The organism is Pseudomonas sp. B6(2017) (assembly GCF_002112765.1).
Lineage (GTDB): Bacteria > Pseudomonadota > Gammaproteobacteria > Pseudomonadales > Pseudomonadaceae > Aquipseudomonas > Aquipseudomonas piscis.
The window spans coordinates 256,539-273,603 of sequence record NZ_NEIQ01000009.1; the positions used below are offsets into that span (position 1 = coordinate 256,539).

At 63.7% G+C, this 17,065-nt stretch carries 15 protein-coding genes, 8 tRNA genes and 3 pseudogenes; 5 read left to right on the plus strand and 21 right to left on the minus strand.

Annotation, left to right across the window (positions count from 1 at the left end; translation table 11 throughout):
* Positions 1 to 4 precede the first annotated feature (4 nt).
* From CAG11_RS17510 to CAG11_RS17520, 3 genes are read right to left on the minus strand one after another with little or no spacing between them, the layout of a single operon-like run.
* Positions 5 to 541, minus strand: coding sequence for a spore coat U domain-containing protein (locus CAG11_RS17510; RefSeq protein WP_158091423.1), 537 nt, complete (start codon positions 539 to 541; stop codon positions 5 to 7).
* 5 nt (positions 542 to 546) lie between these two features.
* Positions 547 to 1,107 carry a spore coat U domain-containing protein gene (locus tag CAG11_RS17515; protein ID WP_085597222.1) on the minus strand — a complete coding sequence of 187 codons (561 nt, stop codon included), beginning with the start codon at positions 1,105 to 1,107 and terminating at the stop codon, positions 547 to 549.
* Positions 1,108 to 1,614 carry a spore coat U domain-containing protein gene (locus CAG11_RS17520; protein ID WP_218191773.1) on the minus strand — a complete coding sequence of 169 codons (507 nt, stop codon included), beginning with the start codon at positions 1,612 to 1,614 and terminating at the stop codon, positions 1,108 to 1,110.
* Positions 1,615 to 1,857: 243 nt separating this feature from the next.
* On the opposite strand from CAG11_RS17520, the pseudogene CAG11_RS17525 reads away from it, so the two are divergent.
* Positions 1,858 to 2,715 (plus strand): annotated as a pseudogene (locus CAG11_RS17525) (IS5 family transposase).
* Here CAG11_RS17525 and CAG11_RS17530 read toward each other — a convergent pair.
* The 9 genes and pseudogenes from CAG11_RS17530 to CAG11_RS17570 all read right to left on the minus strand — a co-directional run.
* Positions 2,704 to 3,319: pseudogene (locus CAG11_RS17530) on the minus strand (tyrosine-type recombinase/integrase); the annotation flags it as partial. The pseudogenes CAG11_RS17525 and CAG11_RS17530 sit on opposite strands and share 12 nt — an antisense overlap.
* Positions 3,320 to 3,544: 225 nt before the next feature.
* A tRNA-Gly gene (locus CAG11_RS17535) sits at positions 3,545 to 3,620 on the minus strand.
* Positions 3,621 to 3,623: 3 nt separating this feature from the next.
* Positions 3,624 to 3,699 (minus strand) — tRNA-Glu (locus CAG11_RS17540).
* 104 nt (positions 3,700 to 3,803) lie between these two features.
* Positions 3,804 to 3,879, minus strand: a tRNA-Gly gene (locus tag CAG11_RS17545).
* 3 nt (positions 3,880 to 3,882) lie between these two features.
* A tRNA-Glu gene (locus CAG11_RS17550) sits at positions 3,883 to 3,958 on the minus strand.
* Positions 3,959 to 4,062: 104 nt separating this feature from the next.
* A tRNA-Gly gene (locus tag CAG11_RS17555) sits at positions 4,063 to 4,138 on the minus strand.
* 3 nt (positions 4,139 to 4,141) lie between these two features.
* Positions 4,142 to 4,217, minus strand: a tRNA-Glu gene (locus CAG11_RS17560).
* A 107-nt stretch (positions 4,218 to 4,324) separates the two neighbouring features.
* A tRNA-Gly gene (locus tag CAG11_RS17565) sits at positions 4,325 to 4,400 on the minus strand.
* 2 nt (positions 4,401 to 4,402) lie between these two features.
* A tRNA-Glu gene (locus CAG11_RS17570) sits at positions 4,403 to 4,478 on the minus strand.
* A 395-nt stretch (positions 4,479 to 4,873) separates the two neighbouring features.
* On the opposite strand from CAG11_RS17570, the gene CAG11_RS17575 reads away from it, so the two are divergent.
* Entirely contained in the window at positions 4,874 to 5,632 is a 759-nt protein-coding gene (locus tag CAG11_RS17575; protein WP_022643141.1) for a hypothetical protein, read from the plus strand.
* Between the two features lie 63 nt (positions 5,633 to 5,695).
* On the opposite strand, the gene CAG11_RS34505 is transcribed toward CAG11_RS17575, so the two are convergent.
* From CAG11_RS34505 to CAG11_RS17585, 3 genes and pseudogenes are all read right to left on the minus strand, one after another.
* Positions 5,696 to 6,577 carry a methyl-accepting chemotaxis protein gene (locus CAG11_RS34505; RefSeq protein ID WP_371916604.1) on the minus strand — a complete coding sequence of 294 codons (882 nt, stop codon included), beginning with the start codon at positions 6,575 to 6,577 and terminating at the stop codon, positions 5,696 to 5,698.
* Positions 6,557 to 7,660 (minus strand): annotated as a pseudogene (locus CAG11_RS34510) (HAMP domain-containing protein); the annotation flags it as partial. The gene CAG11_RS34505 and the pseudogene CAG11_RS34510, both read right to left, overlap by 21 nt.
* Positions 7,661 to 7,855: 195 nt before the next feature.
* Positions 7,856 to 8,617 carry an SDR family oxidoreductase gene (locus CAG11_RS17585; RefSeq protein ID WP_085597225.1) on the minus strand — a complete coding sequence of 254 codons (762 nt, stop codon included), beginning with the start codon at positions 8,615 to 8,617 and terminating at the stop codon, positions 7,856 to 7,858.
* A 236-nt stretch (positions 8,618 to 8,853) separates the two neighbouring features.
* On the opposite strand from CAG11_RS17585, the gene CAG11_RS17590 reads away from it, so the two are divergent.
* Entirely contained in the window at positions 8,854 to 9,858 is a 1,005-nt protein-coding gene (locus CAG11_RS17590) for an NADP-dependent oxidoreductase (RefSeq protein ID WP_022643139.1), read from the plus strand.
* Between the two features lie 46 nt (positions 9,859 to 9,904).
* Here the strand turns inward: CAG11_RS17590 and pyrF are convergent, their stop codons facing one another.
* Complete coding sequence (pyrF, locus tag CAG11_RS17595) at positions 9,905 to 10,606, minus strand: orotidine-5'-phosphate decarboxylase (RefSeq protein WP_058434025.1); 702 nt, start codon at positions 10,604 to 10,606, stop codon at positions 9,905 to 9,907.
* Between the two features lie 293 nt (positions 10,607 to 10,899).
* On the opposite strand from pyrF, the gene CAG11_RS17600 reads away from it, so the two are divergent.
* Positions 10,900 to 11,664 (plus strand): response regulator, encoded by a 765-nt coding sequence (locus tag CAG11_RS17600; protein WP_085597226.1) that lies wholly within the window; start codon positions 10,900 to 10,902, stop codon positions 11,662 to 11,664.
* Positions 11,664 to 12,716, plus strand: coding sequence for a HAMP domain-containing sensor histidine kinase (locus CAG11_RS17605; RefSeq protein ID WP_085597227.1), 1,053 nt, complete (start codon positions 11,664 to 11,666; stop codon positions 12,714 to 12,716). Before CAG11_RS17600 ends, CAG11_RS17605 begins: the two co-directional genes overlap by 1 nt.
* A 2-nt stretch (positions 12,717 to 12,718) precedes the next feature.
* Here CAG11_RS17605 and CAG11_RS17610 read toward each other — a convergent pair whose 3' ends face one another.
* The 5 genes from CAG11_RS17610 to CAG11_RS17630 form a co-directional block, all read right to left on the minus strand.
* Complete coding sequence (locus tag CAG11_RS17610) at positions 12,719 to 13,771, minus strand: AI-2E family transporter (RefSeq protein WP_022643135.1); 1,053 nt, start codon at positions 13,769 to 13,771, stop codon at positions 12,719 to 12,721.
* A gap of 68 nt (positions 13,772 to 13,839) precedes the next feature.
* Positions 13,840 to 14,643, minus strand: a complete 804-nt coding sequence (locus CAG11_RS17615; RefSeq protein ID WP_177409085.1) for a DUF4892 domain-containing protein — start codon at positions 14,641 to 14,643, stop codon at positions 13,840 to 13,842.
* Between the two features lie 8 nt (positions 14,644 to 14,651).
* Positions 14,652 to 15,311, minus strand: coding sequence for a glutathione S-transferase family protein (locus CAG11_RS17620; RefSeq protein ID WP_085597229.1), 660 nt, complete (start codon positions 15,309 to 15,311; stop codon positions 14,652 to 14,654).
* Positions 15,312 to 15,361: 50 nt separating this feature from the next.
* Entirely contained in the window at positions 15,362 to 16,216 is an 855-nt protein-coding gene (locus tag CAG11_RS17625; protein WP_022643132.1) for an alpha/beta hydrolase, read from the minus strand.
* A complete protein-coding gene (locus CAG11_RS17630; protein WP_053134976.1) occupies positions 16,213 to 17,019 on the minus strand; it encodes an alpha/beta fold hydrolase in 807 nt (268 codons plus the stop codon). Before CAG11_RS17630 ends, CAG11_RS17625 begins: the two co-directional genes overlap by 4 nt.
* Positions 17,020 to 17,065 lie beyond the last annotated feature (46 nt).

A 17,065-nucleotide genomic window follows, 5' to 3' on the forward strand; every position in this document is an offset into this window, starting at 1 on the left:
GTACTCAATAGGAAACCGTGACGACCACGGTATCGGTGTAGATGCCGGGCTTCGCACTAGGTGTTGGAAGCACGACGACGTAGATCGGGAACTCTTCGGCGCCGCCCTTGGCCAGACCGCTCTTGGCCCATGAACCTTCCTCCCAGATCTGCGCGTGATTGGAATTCTGGTAAAGGATGTAGGTGACAAAAGAGTTGTCGTTCGACGTCATGTTCTTCATGCGCCGATGACCGCGGGGCCCGACGGACCACTGTCCATTGTTGATGGAGATCCGATAGTCGGTGCCCGGCGTACAGTTCATGACGATGGTGCCGGCTCCGACGCTGGAGGTGGCGAATATGGCGTCGTCGACATCGGCGACCGAACCCAGGTCTATATCGCCGTAAGTGCTGACATCGGTCTGACCGCTTCCCAGACGGCAACCGGGCGTGATGGCGGCGGCGACCGTCAAGGTCTGTTGCTTTGAACCGGCATGGACCGTGCCGGTCAGGGGTGAGGTGACAATGGCCAGGGCAAGCAGTACCGTGCGCAGTCTGGACATACGCATCACCACTCCACCACGACCTGGACCGTGTCGCGATAGACGCCCGCTACGGGCGTGCGCTGCGGCTTGACCACGGAATAGACCGGCAACAGCGCGTCAGCGCCCGAGCCCTGCCCGCTGACCCCATTCGTCCTGTCCCAGGGGCGGCTGTGGCCGCTGTCCTGGTACAGCCCGTACTCGATCAGCCCGCCTTGAGGTCCGATCATCCGGCGCTGCGCGCCGGTGTCGTTGAGCCCCTTGCCGAGGAATACCTTGTAGGCGATGCCCGGCGCGCATTTCACGCGTATCGCGCCCGCGTTGCTCAGGGTGCCGGCGGCTTCAACCTGGTTGCGCAAGGACGGCACGGTGCCCATGTCCAGCGTGCCGAAGTTGACCGCCGCGGCGCCCGCCCTGCCGCCGGCTTCGCAGGCCTGCGCCACCATCAGCCTGAAGCCAATCGTGGCGCTCTTGCTGGCGGCTTGCACGGGGCCGCTGGCATGCAGCGACGCGAGAACTAGGATCAGTAGAGTTCCCGTGGCGGCAGGGCGGCGAATGCGATCGTCGCCCATGAAGGCGCGGTGCATTTACCAGGCCACCGTGACCAGCACAGAGTCGGTGTACACGCCAGCGGGGGGCGTCATGGCCTTGGGCACGCGACCGTACACGGTCAGGTCGATTGGGGCGCCCGTGCCCTTGCCGGTGAGCTGGTTGCTCGGAGTGTCGCCCCAGGCCTTGCTGCGGGCGGCATCCTGGTAGAGGTTGTAGGCGACCAGATCAGTGCCGGAGGCCTTCATGTTGCGCTGACCGCTAGTGGCGTTGCGGCCGTTGCCCAGGCTGATCGTATAGGCCACATCCTTGGTGCAGTTCAACTGGATGGTGCCGGTACCGGTGGACGCCACGGACTGTGCGTCGATCACGCTGGTCGTCAGCGAAGACTGGGTACCGAAATCGATCTTGCCAAACGAGTTGCCGGTGCTGCTGCCGGAGGAGGTACCGTTGCTGATTTCGCAGCCGTCGCCAATGGCAAGCTGGATGTCCAGGTCGCCCTGGATCTGGCCTGTCGCGTAGACCGAACTTGCGCCGCTCAACATCGCAATAATCGTCACCGCTTTTATCGATTTTTTCATGATTGCCTCAGAGGATTGATTGATCTTGCAAGGGTCGCCCCAACTCTTGGGTTGTTGCGCCTGTGCTTGCGAGTCGTATTACACCCAGCGGGGCCGCAGGTTTTAATCAGGCGATTCTGAAAACCTCAGCTACGCAGCTAGGCTCTGTACGAAATCCTTTGAAATATCGATTTGGATAGAATCCGCCGCCATTAACGCCAGGACACCATGACGGCAAAACGGCATGAGCTCCCCGGTGCAGCCTGGGATTTGTTTGCCGATCTCTTCACTGAAATCCGCCGCAGCGGGTGCCCCCGAGCCGATGATCGCCTGATGCTCAGCGGCGTCCTTTGAGTACTCTGTTCCGGCGCGGCTTGGCGAAACATGCCGGAGCGTTTTGGCCCTTGGTCAACGGTGTATCAGCGGTTTCGCGATTGGCGTAATTGCGGCGCTTTCGATCAGATGCTCAAGCGCCTTCATATCCGATTGAACGAGCAAGGCTTGATCGACCTGGAAACCTGGCTGATCGACTCCACTGCCGTTAGTGCCACCCGAGCCTCATCAGGCGCCGGAAAAAAAGGGGGCCTGAAGAACCGCAAGATCACGCGCTCGGGCGCAGCCGGGGCGGCCTGACGAGCAGAATCCACATGCTGTGCAATGCCAATGGTGTGCCGCTGCGTTTCCTGCTGTCTGGCGGGCAAGCCAGCGATATTGCCTATGCCCAACCGTTGCTGGACAAGGCTTGTATCCCCCAGCCAGCACGGCCGCCCTCGCAAACGCTGCCGATGCTTGCTGGCTGACAAGGGATACGATGCTGAAGCTCTGCGTCTCTACCGTGATCGCTATCGGATGCAACCGGTGATCCCGCTGCGCGACATGAAGCGCAAGCCCAAACCAGGTCTGCCCAGGTTGTTTGATCGGCCCAAATATCGGCAGCGCAATATCATCGAGCGCATGTTCGGCTGGCTGAAGGAAAACCGCCGCATCGCTATGCGTTTCGACAAGCTCGCGACAAGTTTTGCGGCGATGGTTTCATTGACCTGTGCCATGCGGTGTTTGCGACAATACTTTTCGTACAGAACCTAGTAGGTAGCGCACGATCTCCATTGCCTGAACGGACAGCGGTGCGATGTACGGCGGAATGTCCTGTGGCCGCTTACCCTTCTTGCGCATATCGTTCTGGAGTTGCTTGACCACTTCTGGGGGATACTCCAGAGGCCCCGATCTAGGTCGAACTGGTCGGGCGTGGCCAGACGCAGTTCCCCGGTTCGGACTCCAGTCAGGAACAGCAAGCGGATGCCAAGTTGCGTGGAGGGCTCACCGCGTGCAGCAATTCGGGCAGTTCAGGTAAGCGCAGGAAGGGGGGTATGCAGCACTGGTGGCTTAGGCAAGGCCACCACGTCCAGATCGGAGGCCGGATTGATATCAGGGCGATCGATCTTGATCATGGCAAAGCGAAACAACTGATTGAGCCATGCCCGCACTTTCTCCGCCGTGGTGTGGACGTAAGGCTGACTTCAGGATAAGTGCCTAGCGACATGCGCTTTTTGCTTGCCGACCCAAACGTAGCGAAAGTGCCAAGAATGACCGCCTTGTTCGCTCACAGCAAAAGATAGGCCGTCGATGTCACCGAGGTATAAGGCTTGCCGGTTGCTTTGGCCTGGCGAGCGGCCATGTCTGAAAGTGCCATGGTTCTAGCTCCTAACTTGAGTTAGGACTGGATCCTGGTCTCGCCTGCCGCCTTCGCCCAGCAAGAATGCGGAGTCTCACACAACCGTATTGATGGACTAAAAATTGGACTAAAAAGTCCCGGGTGTGAGTGGATTTCAGTGGCGCTTGCCGGAATGAAAAAAGGGGCTTTCGCCCCTGTTTTCAATGACTTGCAGACATTGCCAAAAGTCTGCGGATCAAAATTTGGAGCGGGAAACGAGACTCGAACTCGCGACCCCGACCTTGGCAAGGTCGTGCTCTACCAACTGAGCTATTCCCGCAAATGGCGTCCCCTAGGGGACTCGAACCCCTGTTACCGCCGTGAAAGGGCGGTGTCCTAGGCCACTAGACGAAGGGGACACGCTACCCGGAACACATGGTGTGTGTTTCGGACTCCAGAACCGCATCCGAAGACTTGGTTCTGGTTTCACTCAGCCTCGCCCGAAGGCCAGACCGTTTAAAATTGGAGCGGGAAACGAGACTCGAACTCGCGACCCCGACCTTGGCAAGGTCGTGCTCTACCAACTGAGCTATTCCCGCAAATGGCGTCCCCTAGGGGACTCGAACCCCTGTTACCGCCGTGAAAGGGCGGTGTCCTAGGCCACTAGACGAAGGGGACACGCTACCCGGAACACATGGTGTGTGTTTCGGACTCCAGAACCGCATCCGAAGACTTGGTTCTGGTTTCACTCAGCCTCGCCCGAAGGCCAGACCGTTTAAAATTGGAGCGGGAAACGAGACTCGAACTCGCGACCCCGACCTTGGCAAGGTCGTGCTCTACCAACTGAGCTATTCCCGCAAATGGCGTCCCCTAGGGGACTCGAACCCCTGTTACCGCCGTGAAAGGGCGGTGTCCTAGGCCACTAGACGAAGGGGACACACTACCCGGAACACATGGTTTGTGTTTCGGACTCCAGAACCGCATCCGAAGACTTGGATTCTGGTTTCACTCAGCCTCGCCCGAAAAGGCCAGACCGTTTAAAATTGGAGCGGGAAACGAGACTCGAACTCGCGACCCCGACCTTGGCAAGGTCGTGCTCTACCAACTGAGCTATTCCCGCATTGGCGTCCCCTAGGGGACTCGAACCCCTGTTACCGCCGTGAAAGGGCGGTGTCCTAGGCCACTAGACGAAGGGGACACGCTACAACATTCACTCCCTTCAGCGTTTCGCGCTTTGCTTTCCGCTGAAAGTGGCGCGCATTCTATGGATGCTTTGGAAGGTCGTCAACCCCCAGATATAACTTTATTTAAATCAATGACTTCGAGGCTGTTTTCAGGTCGCCACAGGCTTTTATGCCGTCCGGGCTTTGACGCCTATATTCTGTCACCCGCCAAGGCGTTATAGTCCTCGCAGCCGGTGATATCAATTTGAACCCAGTGGCCACCTCCGGCCCTGCCCTGCTATGCCTGATAGAAGTAGAAGGCGCACGCACAATCCGTCCCGGCTCGTCGAGCGGCGCTATGCGTCCAAATGCCAAGCCACTACACTCGCACGCGAAATCCTATAACGAGGTTTTAACGGTGACACCACTCATGATCACCCTGCTGGTAATAGCCGGGATCGCACTATTGATCGCCATTGGCTACATGAACCATGTGGTGGAAAACAACAAACTGGAAAAGGCCCGCACCAAGGTCGAACTCAATGACCGCCTGCGCCGCTGCGGCGAAATCACCGAAACCTTCCCCGGCCAGTTCATGTCGCCAGGCCTCAAGCTGCTGCTGACTCGCCTGGAACTCAACGTCGTGCAGCGCATGCTCAACCTCGACAAATCCGACGCCAAGCTCAAGGCCCGCCTGGCCGAGCTCAACACCCTGGTGGGCCAGGGCGAATCGATTCCTGTGAACAACCCGCCCTCGCCGATCCAGACCGAAGCCAAGGCCAAGGACGTGCGCTTTCTGCTGGAGGCCATGCACGGTCAAGTGACCCGCGCCGCCCACGACGGTTTCCTGCAGCCCAACGAAGCCAAGCGCTGGATCAAGGAGATCCGCCATATCCTGGTCCTGCTGCACATCGAGTTCTTCAACAACCTGGGGCAATACGCACTGCAGCAGAACCAGCCCGGCCAGGCCCGCCTGGCCTTCGAACGCGGCGTGCAGTACCTGCGCAAGCAGCCGGAGCCCAAGGCCTACAGCGAGCAACTGGAGTACCTGGACAAGCTCCTGGCCCGCGCCAACGCCATGGTGTTGTCGACCCTGGAGCCAGCCGAGGATGAGGTCAACGAGTTGACCCAGGGCCTGAAGGAAGTGGAAGCCGACGCCGACTGGAAGAAGAAGGTCATCTACGACTGATCGACCGCAGGTGCCCGGCCCCGCGCCGGGCACCTGCGCAGCGCGACACCGCCCTCCCCGCCGCTACAGGCGGAAATGCCCCACCATGGATTTCAACTCGCTCCCCAATTGCGCCAGCTCGATGCTCGAGGCCGCACTGCCCTGCATCGCCTGCGAAGACTGATCGGCACTGGCGCGAATGCTGGTTACGCTGCGGTTGATCTCTTCGGCCACCGAACTCTGCTGCTCGGCGGCCGCGGCGATCTGCTGGTTCATCTGCTGGATCAGGGACACCGCCGCGGCGATGCTGCCCAGGGCGCTCTCGGTCTGCAACGCATCGCTGACCGCCTGCTTGACCAACTCCCCACTGCCCTGGATCTGTCGCACCGAAGCATCGGCCGCGGCGTGCAGGGTCGCCACCAGGCGGGTGATTTCCTCGGTGGACTGCTGGGTCCGCTTGGCCAGCGCCCGGACTTCGTCGGCCACCACCGCGAACCCACGCCCCTGCTCACCGGCCCTGGCCGCTTCGATGGCGGCATTCAGGGCCAGCAAGTTGGTCTGCTCGGCCACGCTCTTGATCACATCCAGCACGCTGCCGATGTTGTCGATTTCCGCGCTCAGGCTCTGGATGCCGCTGCTGGCCTGGTTCGCGGAGTCGGCCAGTTGCTCGATCCGCTGCATGCTCTGGCGCACCACCTGCTGGCCGCTCTCGACCTTGTCGTCCGCCGCCTGGGCCGCCAGGGCCGCCTCCTCGGCATTGCGCGCCACATCGTGAACCGTGGCGGTCATCTGGTTCATGGCAGTGGCCACCTGCTCGGTCTCTTCTTTCTGGGTGCTGACTTCGAGGTTGGTCTGCTCAGTCACCGCCGACAGCGATTGTGCCGAGCTGGCCAGGCGCTCGATCCCGGATTGCAGGCCGCTGACGATACCGCTCAAGCCGCCGCCCATCTGCTGCATGGCTTGCATCAACTGACCGATCTCGTCGCGCCGGGTCACGCTCACCGTGGCGCGAAGGTCACCGGCGGCAATCTGCTGGGCCACCTGCATCACACTGCGCAGCGGCCGGACGATCAACCGGGTGATACCCAGCGCCGCCAGCAACCCGGCCAATAGCGCCAGGGCCGAGGAACCGAGGATCAGCAACGAGTTCTTCGTAAGCTCCTCCTGCATCGCCTGGTCCTGGGCGGCATAGGCCTGGTCGACCTGCTGCATCACCTGGGCGGCCCGCTCGTGCAACCGCTGGTAGACCTGCTGTTCCTGAACCAGCAGGTCGGTGTACTCGTTGAGTTTCTCGCTGAAATTGCCGATGTGCCCCGAGACCTCGTTGAGGACCGTCTGGTAACCGGCATCCTTGACGCTGGCCTTCAGTTGCTCCACCAGGGCCAGGGCCTGCTCGGCCTGTTCGATCTTGCCCTGCCCGGCCGCCTCCTGATCGCCGCCCTTGCGGTTCTGGTCCAGGCGCACCCGGGCCTCGTTCATGGCTTGCAGCATCAAGCGCGAGACCTGGCTGATCTGGTTGGCCTGCTCGATGAACTCGGCGCCCTCCTTGCCCTGGGACTCTTTCAAGCCATAGGCGCCGTCGTCCGCCAGGCCGGCTTGCAGTACGTCGAGGTTGTTGGCCACGCTGGATACCGACCAACTGGCCATCTCCAGCGCCAGGTCCTTGGCCTGGGTCAGCTCGACGAATCCATCGAAAGCCTGGCTATAGTCCGCCAGCATCCCGTCGACCTGGCCCATGGTCGCCGGATTGCCCGGCTCTTCGAGTTGGCGGGCCAGGGCCAGCAGCGCATCCAGGTTCTCGCGCAGGCTATCGACGCTCTGGTTGTCACCGTGCAGCGCATACCCCTGCTCCAGCAGCCGGACCTTGAGCACGCCACTGTTGAGCTGCGACATGCGCTTGAGGCCCTCGAAGCGCTGGCTGACGGTTTGCAGGGACCAGAGGCCGATGCCGGCCACCAGGGCCGTCAACAGCAACACCAGGGCGAAGCCCACCCCCAACTTCCTGGCCATGCCCAGGTTGGCAAAGCGTCCACTTGCGGCCGTCGTCATGCTGCGAACTCCCCTCAAGTCCCCAATGGCTGCAAGGCCATGGTTTTTTTTCGAAGGGTGGCAACGGCGTGCACCGACGCACAAGCCTCTGGTGTCGCAATAGTGGCAAAAACCAGGCTAGAGGTCGTTTTCAGGACGCTGGAGGTCGATTCCATCATCGCCCCGGCGCCTTGGTCGCCGGGGCGGCGATATCGATCAGATGGCCGTGGCGCCACCGTCGACAGCCAGTGCATGGCCGGTGGTGAAGGCGGCGCCATCGCTGCACAGGTAGAGCACGGCGCTGGCGATTTCCTCGACCTTGCCGATGCGCCCCACCGGGTGCATGGCCGCGGCGAACTCGGCCTTCTTCGGGTCTGCCTCGTAGGCCCGGCGGAACATGTCGGTGTCGATCACCGCCGGGCACACCGCGTTGACCCGGATCTTCTTCTTGGCGTACTCGATGGCCGCCGACTTGGTCAGGCCGATCACCGCGTGCTTGGAAGCGGCGTAGATGCTCATCTTCGGCGCCGCCCCCAGGCCCGCCACCGACGCGGTGTTGACGATGGCCCCGCCGCCCTGGGCCAGCAGCAGCGGCAGCTGGTACTTCATGCACAACCACACACCCTTGACGTTGACCCCCATGATGGCGTCGAACTCGTCCAGCGAGCCCTCGGCCAGACGGCCCTTCTCGATCTCGATCCCGGCATTGTTGAAGGCGTAGTCCAGGCGACCGTAAGCCTCGATGGTGCGGGCCATGAGTTGCTGGACATCGGCCTCGCGAGTGACGTTGCAGGACACGAACAGCGCTTCGCCACCGGCCTCGCGGATCAGCGCCACGGTGCCTTCGCCGCCGACCGCATCCAGGTCCGCCACCACCACCTTCAACCCTTGGGCGGCGAACGCCTGGGCGGTGGCCCGGCCGATCCCGTTGGCCGCGCCGGTCACCAGGGCCACCTGGCCGGAAAACGTCATGCTCATGCAAAGCTCCTCAATCCAGTACGGGCCCAATACCCTGGCCCATCTAGCCATAGAGCACAGACGCCGCGGCAGCACTATCAGGCATTCGTTTGCCACTCCATGCATCCCGGTGATGAAGGCCCCGGGCCATTTATCACGCCCCTGGATCGCGGCTCATTCGCCGGGCAGGCACGCCTTGCGGCTGCCGGCCCGAGGGTCTATCAACTAGGGTTTCATCCAGTTCTCGAGGACCTGCCATGACCAGCCTGACCAACCGCCAGTTCCTGCTCGCCAAGCGTCCCGTTGGCGCGGCCAGCCGCGATACCTTCACCTACCAGCAAGTGGCCGTGACCGAGCCCGGCGCCGGGCAGATCCAGGTGCAGAACCAGTACCTGTCCCTGGACCCGGCCATGCGTGGCTGGATGAACGAAGGCAAGTCCTACATCCCACCAGTGGGGATCGGCGAGGTGATGCGGGCCCTCGGCGTGGGCCAGGTGACCGCCTCCAAACACCCGGATTTCGCCGTCGGCGACTACGTCAATGGCGCCCTGGGGGTACAGGACTACTTCGTTGGCGAGCCCCGTGGTTTCTACAAGATCGACCCACGGCTGGCGCCACTGCCACGCTACCTGTCGGTGCTGGGAATGACCGGTATGACCGCCTACTTCGCCCTTCTGGAGGTCGGTGCGCCCAAGGCCGGGGAAACCGTGGTGCTGTCCGGGGCCGCCGGCGCGGTGGGCAGCATTGCCGGGCAGATTGCCAAGCTCAAGGGCTGCCGGGTGATAGGCATCGCCGGCGGCCAGGACAAGTGCCGCTTCCTCGTCGAGGAACTGGGCTTCGACGGGGCCATCGACTACAAGAGCGAAGACGTCCAGGCCGGCCTCAAGCGCGAATGCCCCAAGGGGGTCGACGTGTATTTCGACAATGTCGGCGGCCAGATCCTCGATGCCGTGCTCACTCGCCTGAACCTCAAGGCCCGGGTGGTGATCTGCGGCGCCATCAGCCAGTACAACAACAAGGAAGCGGTCAAGGGGCCGGCCAACTACCTGTCGCTGCTGGTCAACCGGGCGCGCATGGAAGGCTTCGTGGTGATGGACCATGCGGCGCAGTTCGCCGCCGCCGGGCAGGAGATGGCCGGCTGGATGGCCAAGGGGCAGCTCAAGAGCAAGGAGGACATCGTCGAGGGCCTGGAAACCTTCCCGGAAACCCTGGCGAAGCTGTTCAGCGGCGAGAACTTCGGCAAGCTGGTGCTCAAGGTCTGAGCCCAGGGTCAAGCTGCGGGAGCCGGCACGCCGGCTCCCGTGGGTGTCACAGGGCCAGTTCGGCCACGACGTCGGCCAGGGCCTTGGCCGGATCGGCTGCCTGGCTGATGGGACGGCCGATGACCAGGTAATCGGAACCGGCATCCAGGGCCTGGCGCGGAGTGAGGATCCGCCGCTGGTCGTCCTGGGCGCTGCCCGCAGGGCGAATCCCCGGAGTCACCAGTTGCAGGGACGGGTGGGCGCTCTTGAGCGCCTGGGCTTCCAGGGCCGAGCACACCAGGCCATCCATGCCGGCCTTCTGCGCCAGGGCGGCCAGGCGCAACACCTGTTCCTGGGGCTCGATGTCCAGGCCGATGCCAGCCAGGTCCTCGCGCTCCATGCTGGTGAGCACGGTGACGCCGATCAGCAGCGGCTGCGGGCCACTGCGCTTGTCCAGCTCCTCACGGCAAGCGGCCATCATGCGCAGGCCGCCGGAGCAGTGGACGTTGACCATCCAGACGCCCATTTGCGCAGCAGCCTTGACGGCCATCGCGGTGGTGTTGGGGATGTCGTGGAACTTCAGGTCCAGGAACACTTCGAAACCCTTGTCGCGCAGGGTGCCGACAATCTCGGCGGCGCAGCTGGTGAACAGCTCCTTGCCGACCTTGACCCGGCACAGTTTCGGGTCCAGTTGATCGGCCAGTTTCAGTGCGGCGTCACGGGTGGGGAAATCCAGGGCGACGATGATAGGTGTCTGGCAGGCGGACATGAAAAGGCTCTCAGGCAAGTCGAAATCGGCGCGGATTGTAGCGCAAGCCGCGTCGCTCCGGGACCCGCTGTGCGCTAATTCGTCCGCGACAAGGCGCCGGGCCGACGATCAGGCCGACCTGTGTATCAATCCCGATACACTGACGACACGTCGGCAACATCCCCCGCCGCTACCCTCGCCTGCCGCAACACATTCGAACAGCACTTCCAGCCTCCGGGCCGGACGCCTATGCTGAAGCCATAACCTCGCCGTCGCCGCCCGGCAACGACAGCCTACCTGGCAGATGATCGCCCATGCACAACACCCCAGCCCCCTTCAGCGACGACAGCAAAGCCCCGCTCAATGGCGACGACAAGCGCTGGAATACCCGGGCCTTGATCGTCGATGACGACGTACCGATCCGCGAACTGCTGATCGGCTACCTGGCACGCTTCAACATCCACGCCAGTGGCGTCACCGATGGCGCCGCAATGCGCCAGGCCTTGCAAACCGAGCATTTCGACGTGGTGGTGCTCGACCTCATGCTCCCGGGTGAAGACGGGTTGTCCCTGTGCCGCTGGCTACGTAACGAATCGGACATCCCGATCCTGATGCTCACCGCCCGCTGCGAACCCACCGACCGCATCATCGGCCTGGAACTGGGGGCCGACGACTACATGGCCAAGCCCTTCGAGCCCCGGGAACTGGTGGCGCGGATCCAGACCATCCTGCGCCGGGTACGCGATGACCGCAGCGAGCAGCGGAGCAGCGTCCGCTTCGACAACTGGCGCCTGAACAGCGTCCTGCGCCAGCTGATATCCGCCGATGGCCTGGTGGTGCCGCTGTCCAACGCCGAATTCCGCCTGCTCTGGGTATTCCTCGAACGTCCACGCCGAGTGCTGAGCCGCGAGCAATTGCTGGATGCCGCCCGCGGGCGCTCCATCGAGGCCTTCGATCGCAGCATCGACTTGCTGGTGTCGCGCCTGCGGCAGAAGCTCGGCGAGGATCCGAAATCACCGCAACTGATCAAGACCGTGCGTGGCGAAGGCTACCTGTTCGACGCCCGGGACATAGGCTGATGCGTGGGCGCTTCGATACGCTGTTCGGCCGCCTGTTCGGCGTCTTGCTGATCGCGATCGTACTCGCCCACCTGCTGGCCTTCTTCTGGTTCCAACACTACGGCCCTCCACGCCCGCCGCCGCCCCCACCGCCGACCGCAACGGCAATGGACGACGGCCGACCGGCGGGCCCGCCACCGCATTTTCCCCGGCGGCCACGCCACTGGTTCAACGGCCCGCTGGTGCCGCTGACGTTCCAGTTCATCTCGCTGATCATCGCCGCCTGGTACGGCGCCAAGCTGCTGTCGCGGCCCATACGACGCCTCAGCGCCGCCGCCGAGCGCCTGAGCGAAAACCTCGACAGCCCGCCCCTGGAAGAACTCGGCCCCCATGAAGCACGACAGGCAGCCAACACTTTCAACCAGATGCAAAAGCGCATTCGCGAGCAAGTCCAGCAGCGTGGGCGCATGCTCGGCGCGGTTTCCCACGACCTGCGCACGCCGCTGTCGCGCCTCAAGCTGCGCCTGGAGCAGATCGAGGACAGCAAGTTGCAAAGCCAGATGCGCCAGGACCTGGACGACATGATCAAGATGCTCGACGCCACCCTCAGCTACCTGCACGAGCAACGCACCAGCGAGATCTGGCAGCTGATGGACGTGCAAGCGCTGGTGGAGTCGATGTGCGAGAACGCCCAGGACCGGGGCGCCGATGTCCAGGCCCAGGGACATTGCGCACCGCTGCTGGTGCAACCCATGGCGCTGCAGTCATGCCTGAACAACCTGCTGGACAATGCCCTGCGCTATGCCGGCCAAGCGACCCTGGCCCTGGAGGACAATCGCGAGCAGTTGCTGATCCGGGTCATCGACCACGGCCCAGGCATCGCCGCCGAGCAGCGTGAAGCGGTGTTCGAGCCGTTCTTCCGCCTGGAGGGTTCACGCAACCGCAATTCCGGCGGGGTCGGCCTGGGCATGACCATCGCCCGCGAAGCCGCGGAGCGCATGGGCGCCAGCCTGCAGCTCGAGGAAACCCCGGGCGGCGGCCTGACTGCGGTACTGCGGCTGACCCGTCCCTGAGCTCAGCGCGGTTCCTGGTTGCGTGCCTGGCTGGCACTCCAGTCCAGCAACAGGCTGTAGGCCACCGCCAACAGGGTCGGGCCGATGAACAAGCCGATGAAACCGAAGGCGATCAAGCCACCGAACACCCCGAGCAGGACGATCACCAGTGGCAGGTTGCCGCCACGGCTGATCAGGTAGGGCTTGAGCACGTTATCCACCCCACTGATGATGAAGGTGCCCCAGATTCCCAGGAACACCGCCATGCCGTACTCGCCCTTCCAGGCCAGCCAGGCCGTGGCCGGGATCCACACCAGCGGTGGCCCCATGGGGATCAGGCTGAGCAGGAAGGTGACGATCCCCAGTACCAGCGCCCCGGGCACCCCGGCGATGATGAAGCCGATCAAAGCCAGCAGGCCCTGGGCCGCCGCAGTACCTATCACACCGTTGACCACGCGCTGCACGGTGCCGGCTACCAGGTCGATGTAGTAGCCGGCACGATCGCCGATCAGCCGCTCCAGCAGCTTGTGCACGAACAGCGCCAGGCGCGGGCCGTCACGGTAGAAGAAGAACACGAAGACCAGGCTCAGGGTCAGTTCCAGGATGCCCCCGCCCACCTGGGCGCTACGGGCCAGCAACCAGTTGCCCACCTGCCCCAGGTACGGCTTGACCGCCACCATCAGCGCCGCGCCCTGTTCGTCGATGCTGTTCCAGACGCCCACCAGTCGCTCGCCCACCAACGGCAAGCCGCCCAGCCAGGCTGGCGCCTCGGGCAGGCCATCGACCTGGACGTCCTTGATGAAGGCGGTGGCATCACGTACATGGTCCGCCAGGTTGAGGCCCAGCCAGACCAGCGGCGCCGCCACCAGCAGCATCCAGCCCAGGGTCAGCAGGCCCGCGGCCAGGGATTCGCGACCATGCAGCCAGCGGGTCAGCAAACGCATCAGCGGCCAGCTGGCAAAGGCCAGCACCGCCCCCCAGAACAGGGCCGACCAAAAGGGCGCCATCACCCAGAAGCTGGCACCGAACAGCACCAGGAGCAGGATCTGCACCAGCAGGCGATCGTTATTGGGCATGAAATGTCTCGCGCAAGAGTAACCAGTGAAGAGTAGGCGAACCCGCCAGCGCGGGTCGCCTGCAAAGCTTAACGCAGCAGTTCGAAGTGCAGGCCGGCGGCCTGGGTGTCGCCGGTTTCCAACCGCGTAGCGCGCACGCCCTGGCCGATCAGGGCCTGGCGCCAGGCTTCGGCGTGCTGGCCGCAAAGACTGACCCGCAACGTGGTGTCCAGGTTCAATCCCCGGGACAGCAAGGTGAGCCAGGTTGGCTGCGGCTCGGCCAGCTTGGCCAGGTCCAGCCGGCCAGTGTCTTTCAATTGCCGGAGCAACGTCGCGGAGGTGGGCAGCAGTTCGCCCAGTGGAGCACCGGCGGCGAACTGCTCCACATGCAGGTAAGCCCGGCGATTGCCGCGGGTGATGCTGTACAGGGCCACCAGGGAGTTGTCCTGGGGGGCCGCCAGGCGTAGCAACAAGTAGGCCTGCTGCTCGTCGGCGCCGTACAGCTTGGCGTTGCCGAACACCTCATTGGCCCACAGGCTGCTTTCGCCGCAGTCCCGCGCCTGGCACCAGAACAGCAGCTCGGCGCCCTGTTTCTGCAAAGCCTCGCGGGCCAGGGTGAAGGCTTCGTTGGAGCTGCGCTCGGCCGGCAGTTGGTAGGTGATGGCGGTGAGCTTGCCCCGGGCATTGACCTGGCCGTCGAAACGCAACTGGCCGCTGATCTTGCGGATCGAGCCCATGGGGTAGATCCGCTCCTGTTCTACCTCGGGGCGGTAATCGACGATCTGGGCATCGGTCAGACGGGGCACCAGGGGCAGGTCCTGGCTTCCGGGAAGGTCGGCGGCAACCGCCAGTGCGCTGGCCAGGGACAGGCCCAGGAAACTGAGTGAACGCATCGGGGCCCTCATCGGATCAGCATGGCCTGGGCGCCCTTGACGACGCTGGCGTCGTCACTGCGTTGCGGAACCTGCAAGCCGCGCTGGACCGCGGGGCGCGCCTCCATGGCCGCCATCCAGCGCTGTAGCGCTTCCAGCCCCTGGACCGGAACTCCCGACCAGTCATGGCCGCGCACCCAGGGGAAGGTGGCGATGTCGGCGATGCTGTAGTCGCCGGCCAGGTAGTCGACCTGCTGCAGGCGCGTGTCGAGCACCTCGTACAAACGTCGGGTCTCATGCTGGTAGCGGTCGATGGCGCCCTGCAGCTTCTCCGGGAAATAGCGGAAGAACACATTGGCCTGGCCTTGCATGGGGCCGATGCCGCCCATCTGGAACATCAGCCACTGCATGACCTGCGAACGCCCCTTGGCATCGGCAGGCAACAGGCGACCGGTACGCTCGGCCAGGTAGACAAGGATCGCCCCGGACTCGAATACCGGGAAATCGCCATTGTCGCGATCGACGATGGCAGGAATACGCCCATTGGGATTGATCTTGAGGAACGCCGGCGCCTTCTGTTCCTTCTTGTCGAAGCTCAAGGCGTGCACGGTATAGGGCAGGCCGAGCTCTTCAAGCAGGATGGAAACCTTGTGGCCATTGGGGGTCGCAGCGGTGTACAGATCTATCATGGTTGTCTCCCATTTCAACCCGCCAAGCCTCGACAGTTGACCAGGTCAAGTCAAGGAACGGCGAAAAACCGATTGAAACAGTCTGCGACAAAGGTGGCACCGGTTTCATCGTTCAAATGCAGATGGTGCCCGCCCGGCAGCTGTTCAAGGTTGAAGGGTAGACGCTGCAGCAACTCCTGGTGCCGGGCCAGCATGCCATCGGCCGCCACCACCAGCTGCGTCGGGCAGGCCACCCGCTGGACGAAGGACATGGCCTGCTCCTCGGTCAGGCGCAGGGGCGAAGCCAGGGTCAGGCGGCTGTCGCTGCGCCAGGTATAACCACCGGCCACCGGCATCAGGCCTCGTTGCGCCAACAGCTCGGCGGCTTCCCGGCTGACGGCCACCAGGCCTTTCATCCGCGCCTCGACGGCGCGCTCCAGGCTGCTGTAGACCGGCTTGCGCTTGTCCTGCAAGGCCAGTTGCGCTTGCAGGGCCATGCCCAGGCGTTCGGCTGCGCCCTCGCCACTGGCCGTGGGCGGGATGACGCCGTCGATCAGCGCCAGCTGGCTGACTCGCTCGGGCATGGCCGCCGCCAATACCAGGGACACGATGGCCCCCAGGGAGTGGCCCATGAGGGCGAAGCGCCGCCAGCCCAGCTGCTCGGCCACTTGCAATACGTCGTACACGTAGTCCCACAGGGCGTATCCCGCTCCCGCCGGGCGATGCCCGGAGTGCCCGTGGCCGGCCAGGTCCAGGGCCAGGATGCGCAGGCCGCGCAACTTGGGCGCCAGGCGCGCGAAGCTGTTGGCGTTGTCCAGCCAGCCATGCAGGGCGATCACCGGCAAGCCATCCTCTGGACCGAACAAATGCGCCGCCAGCTCGATATGCGGCAGGCTCAGGCGCACTTCCTCCACACCCTGGCTCATGCAAGGCTCCGCTGCTGGCCGTGCTGCCAGCGGTTGAACAGGTCCTTGAGCAAGAGCGCAGTGGCCTCGGGTCGCTCAAGGGGGAACATGTGCCCGCCGGGCATGGTCAGCGACACCCCCTGGGACATGCGTCCCACGGCACTGGTGTGATGGCGCATCACCACCCTGCTCTGCTGGCCTCGCACCACCGCCAGGGGCACCTTGAGCTGATGGGCGCTGCCGGGGCTGGTGTGCGGCACGCCACGATAGATGCTGATCTCGGTGGCCGGGTCGAAGCGCAGCCGCAAGCGATCCCCCACTTGTTGCAGGCCATGCTCCAGGTAGGCATCCAGGCAATCGGGGTCGAAGGCGCGGAACAGCGTCTTGCGCGAAAAGTAGCTGCGGGCCGACTCGATATCGCTGAACTCCTCACGCCGTCCCAGGGTGCGCCCGGCCGGGGTCAGCCGATCGATGAAACCCAAGCGCTTGGCCGCACGGATCACCCATTGGTCGGCCCGGGTCAGCACCGGAGAGTCGAGCATCACCACGCCCCGGTACAGCTCCGGGCAGCGCAGGGCCGCATGCAGGTGCAGCACGCCGCCCAGCGAGTGCCCGACGCCCCACACCGGCTGGGACTGCTGTTGCAGGTGGTGGATCAATTCGTCCACCAGGCTGCGCCAGTTATCGTCCACCGGAAAACGCGGGTCATGGGCATGCTGTTGCAGATGAGTCACCTCGAATTCCGGCGCCAGGGCGGCGAACAACTTGCCGTAGGTGCCGGAGGGAAACCCATTGGCGTGAGCGAAAAACACCTGTTGCGACATACCGACTCATCCATTTACCAAATCAACGGCGATTTTCCGCAAGCTC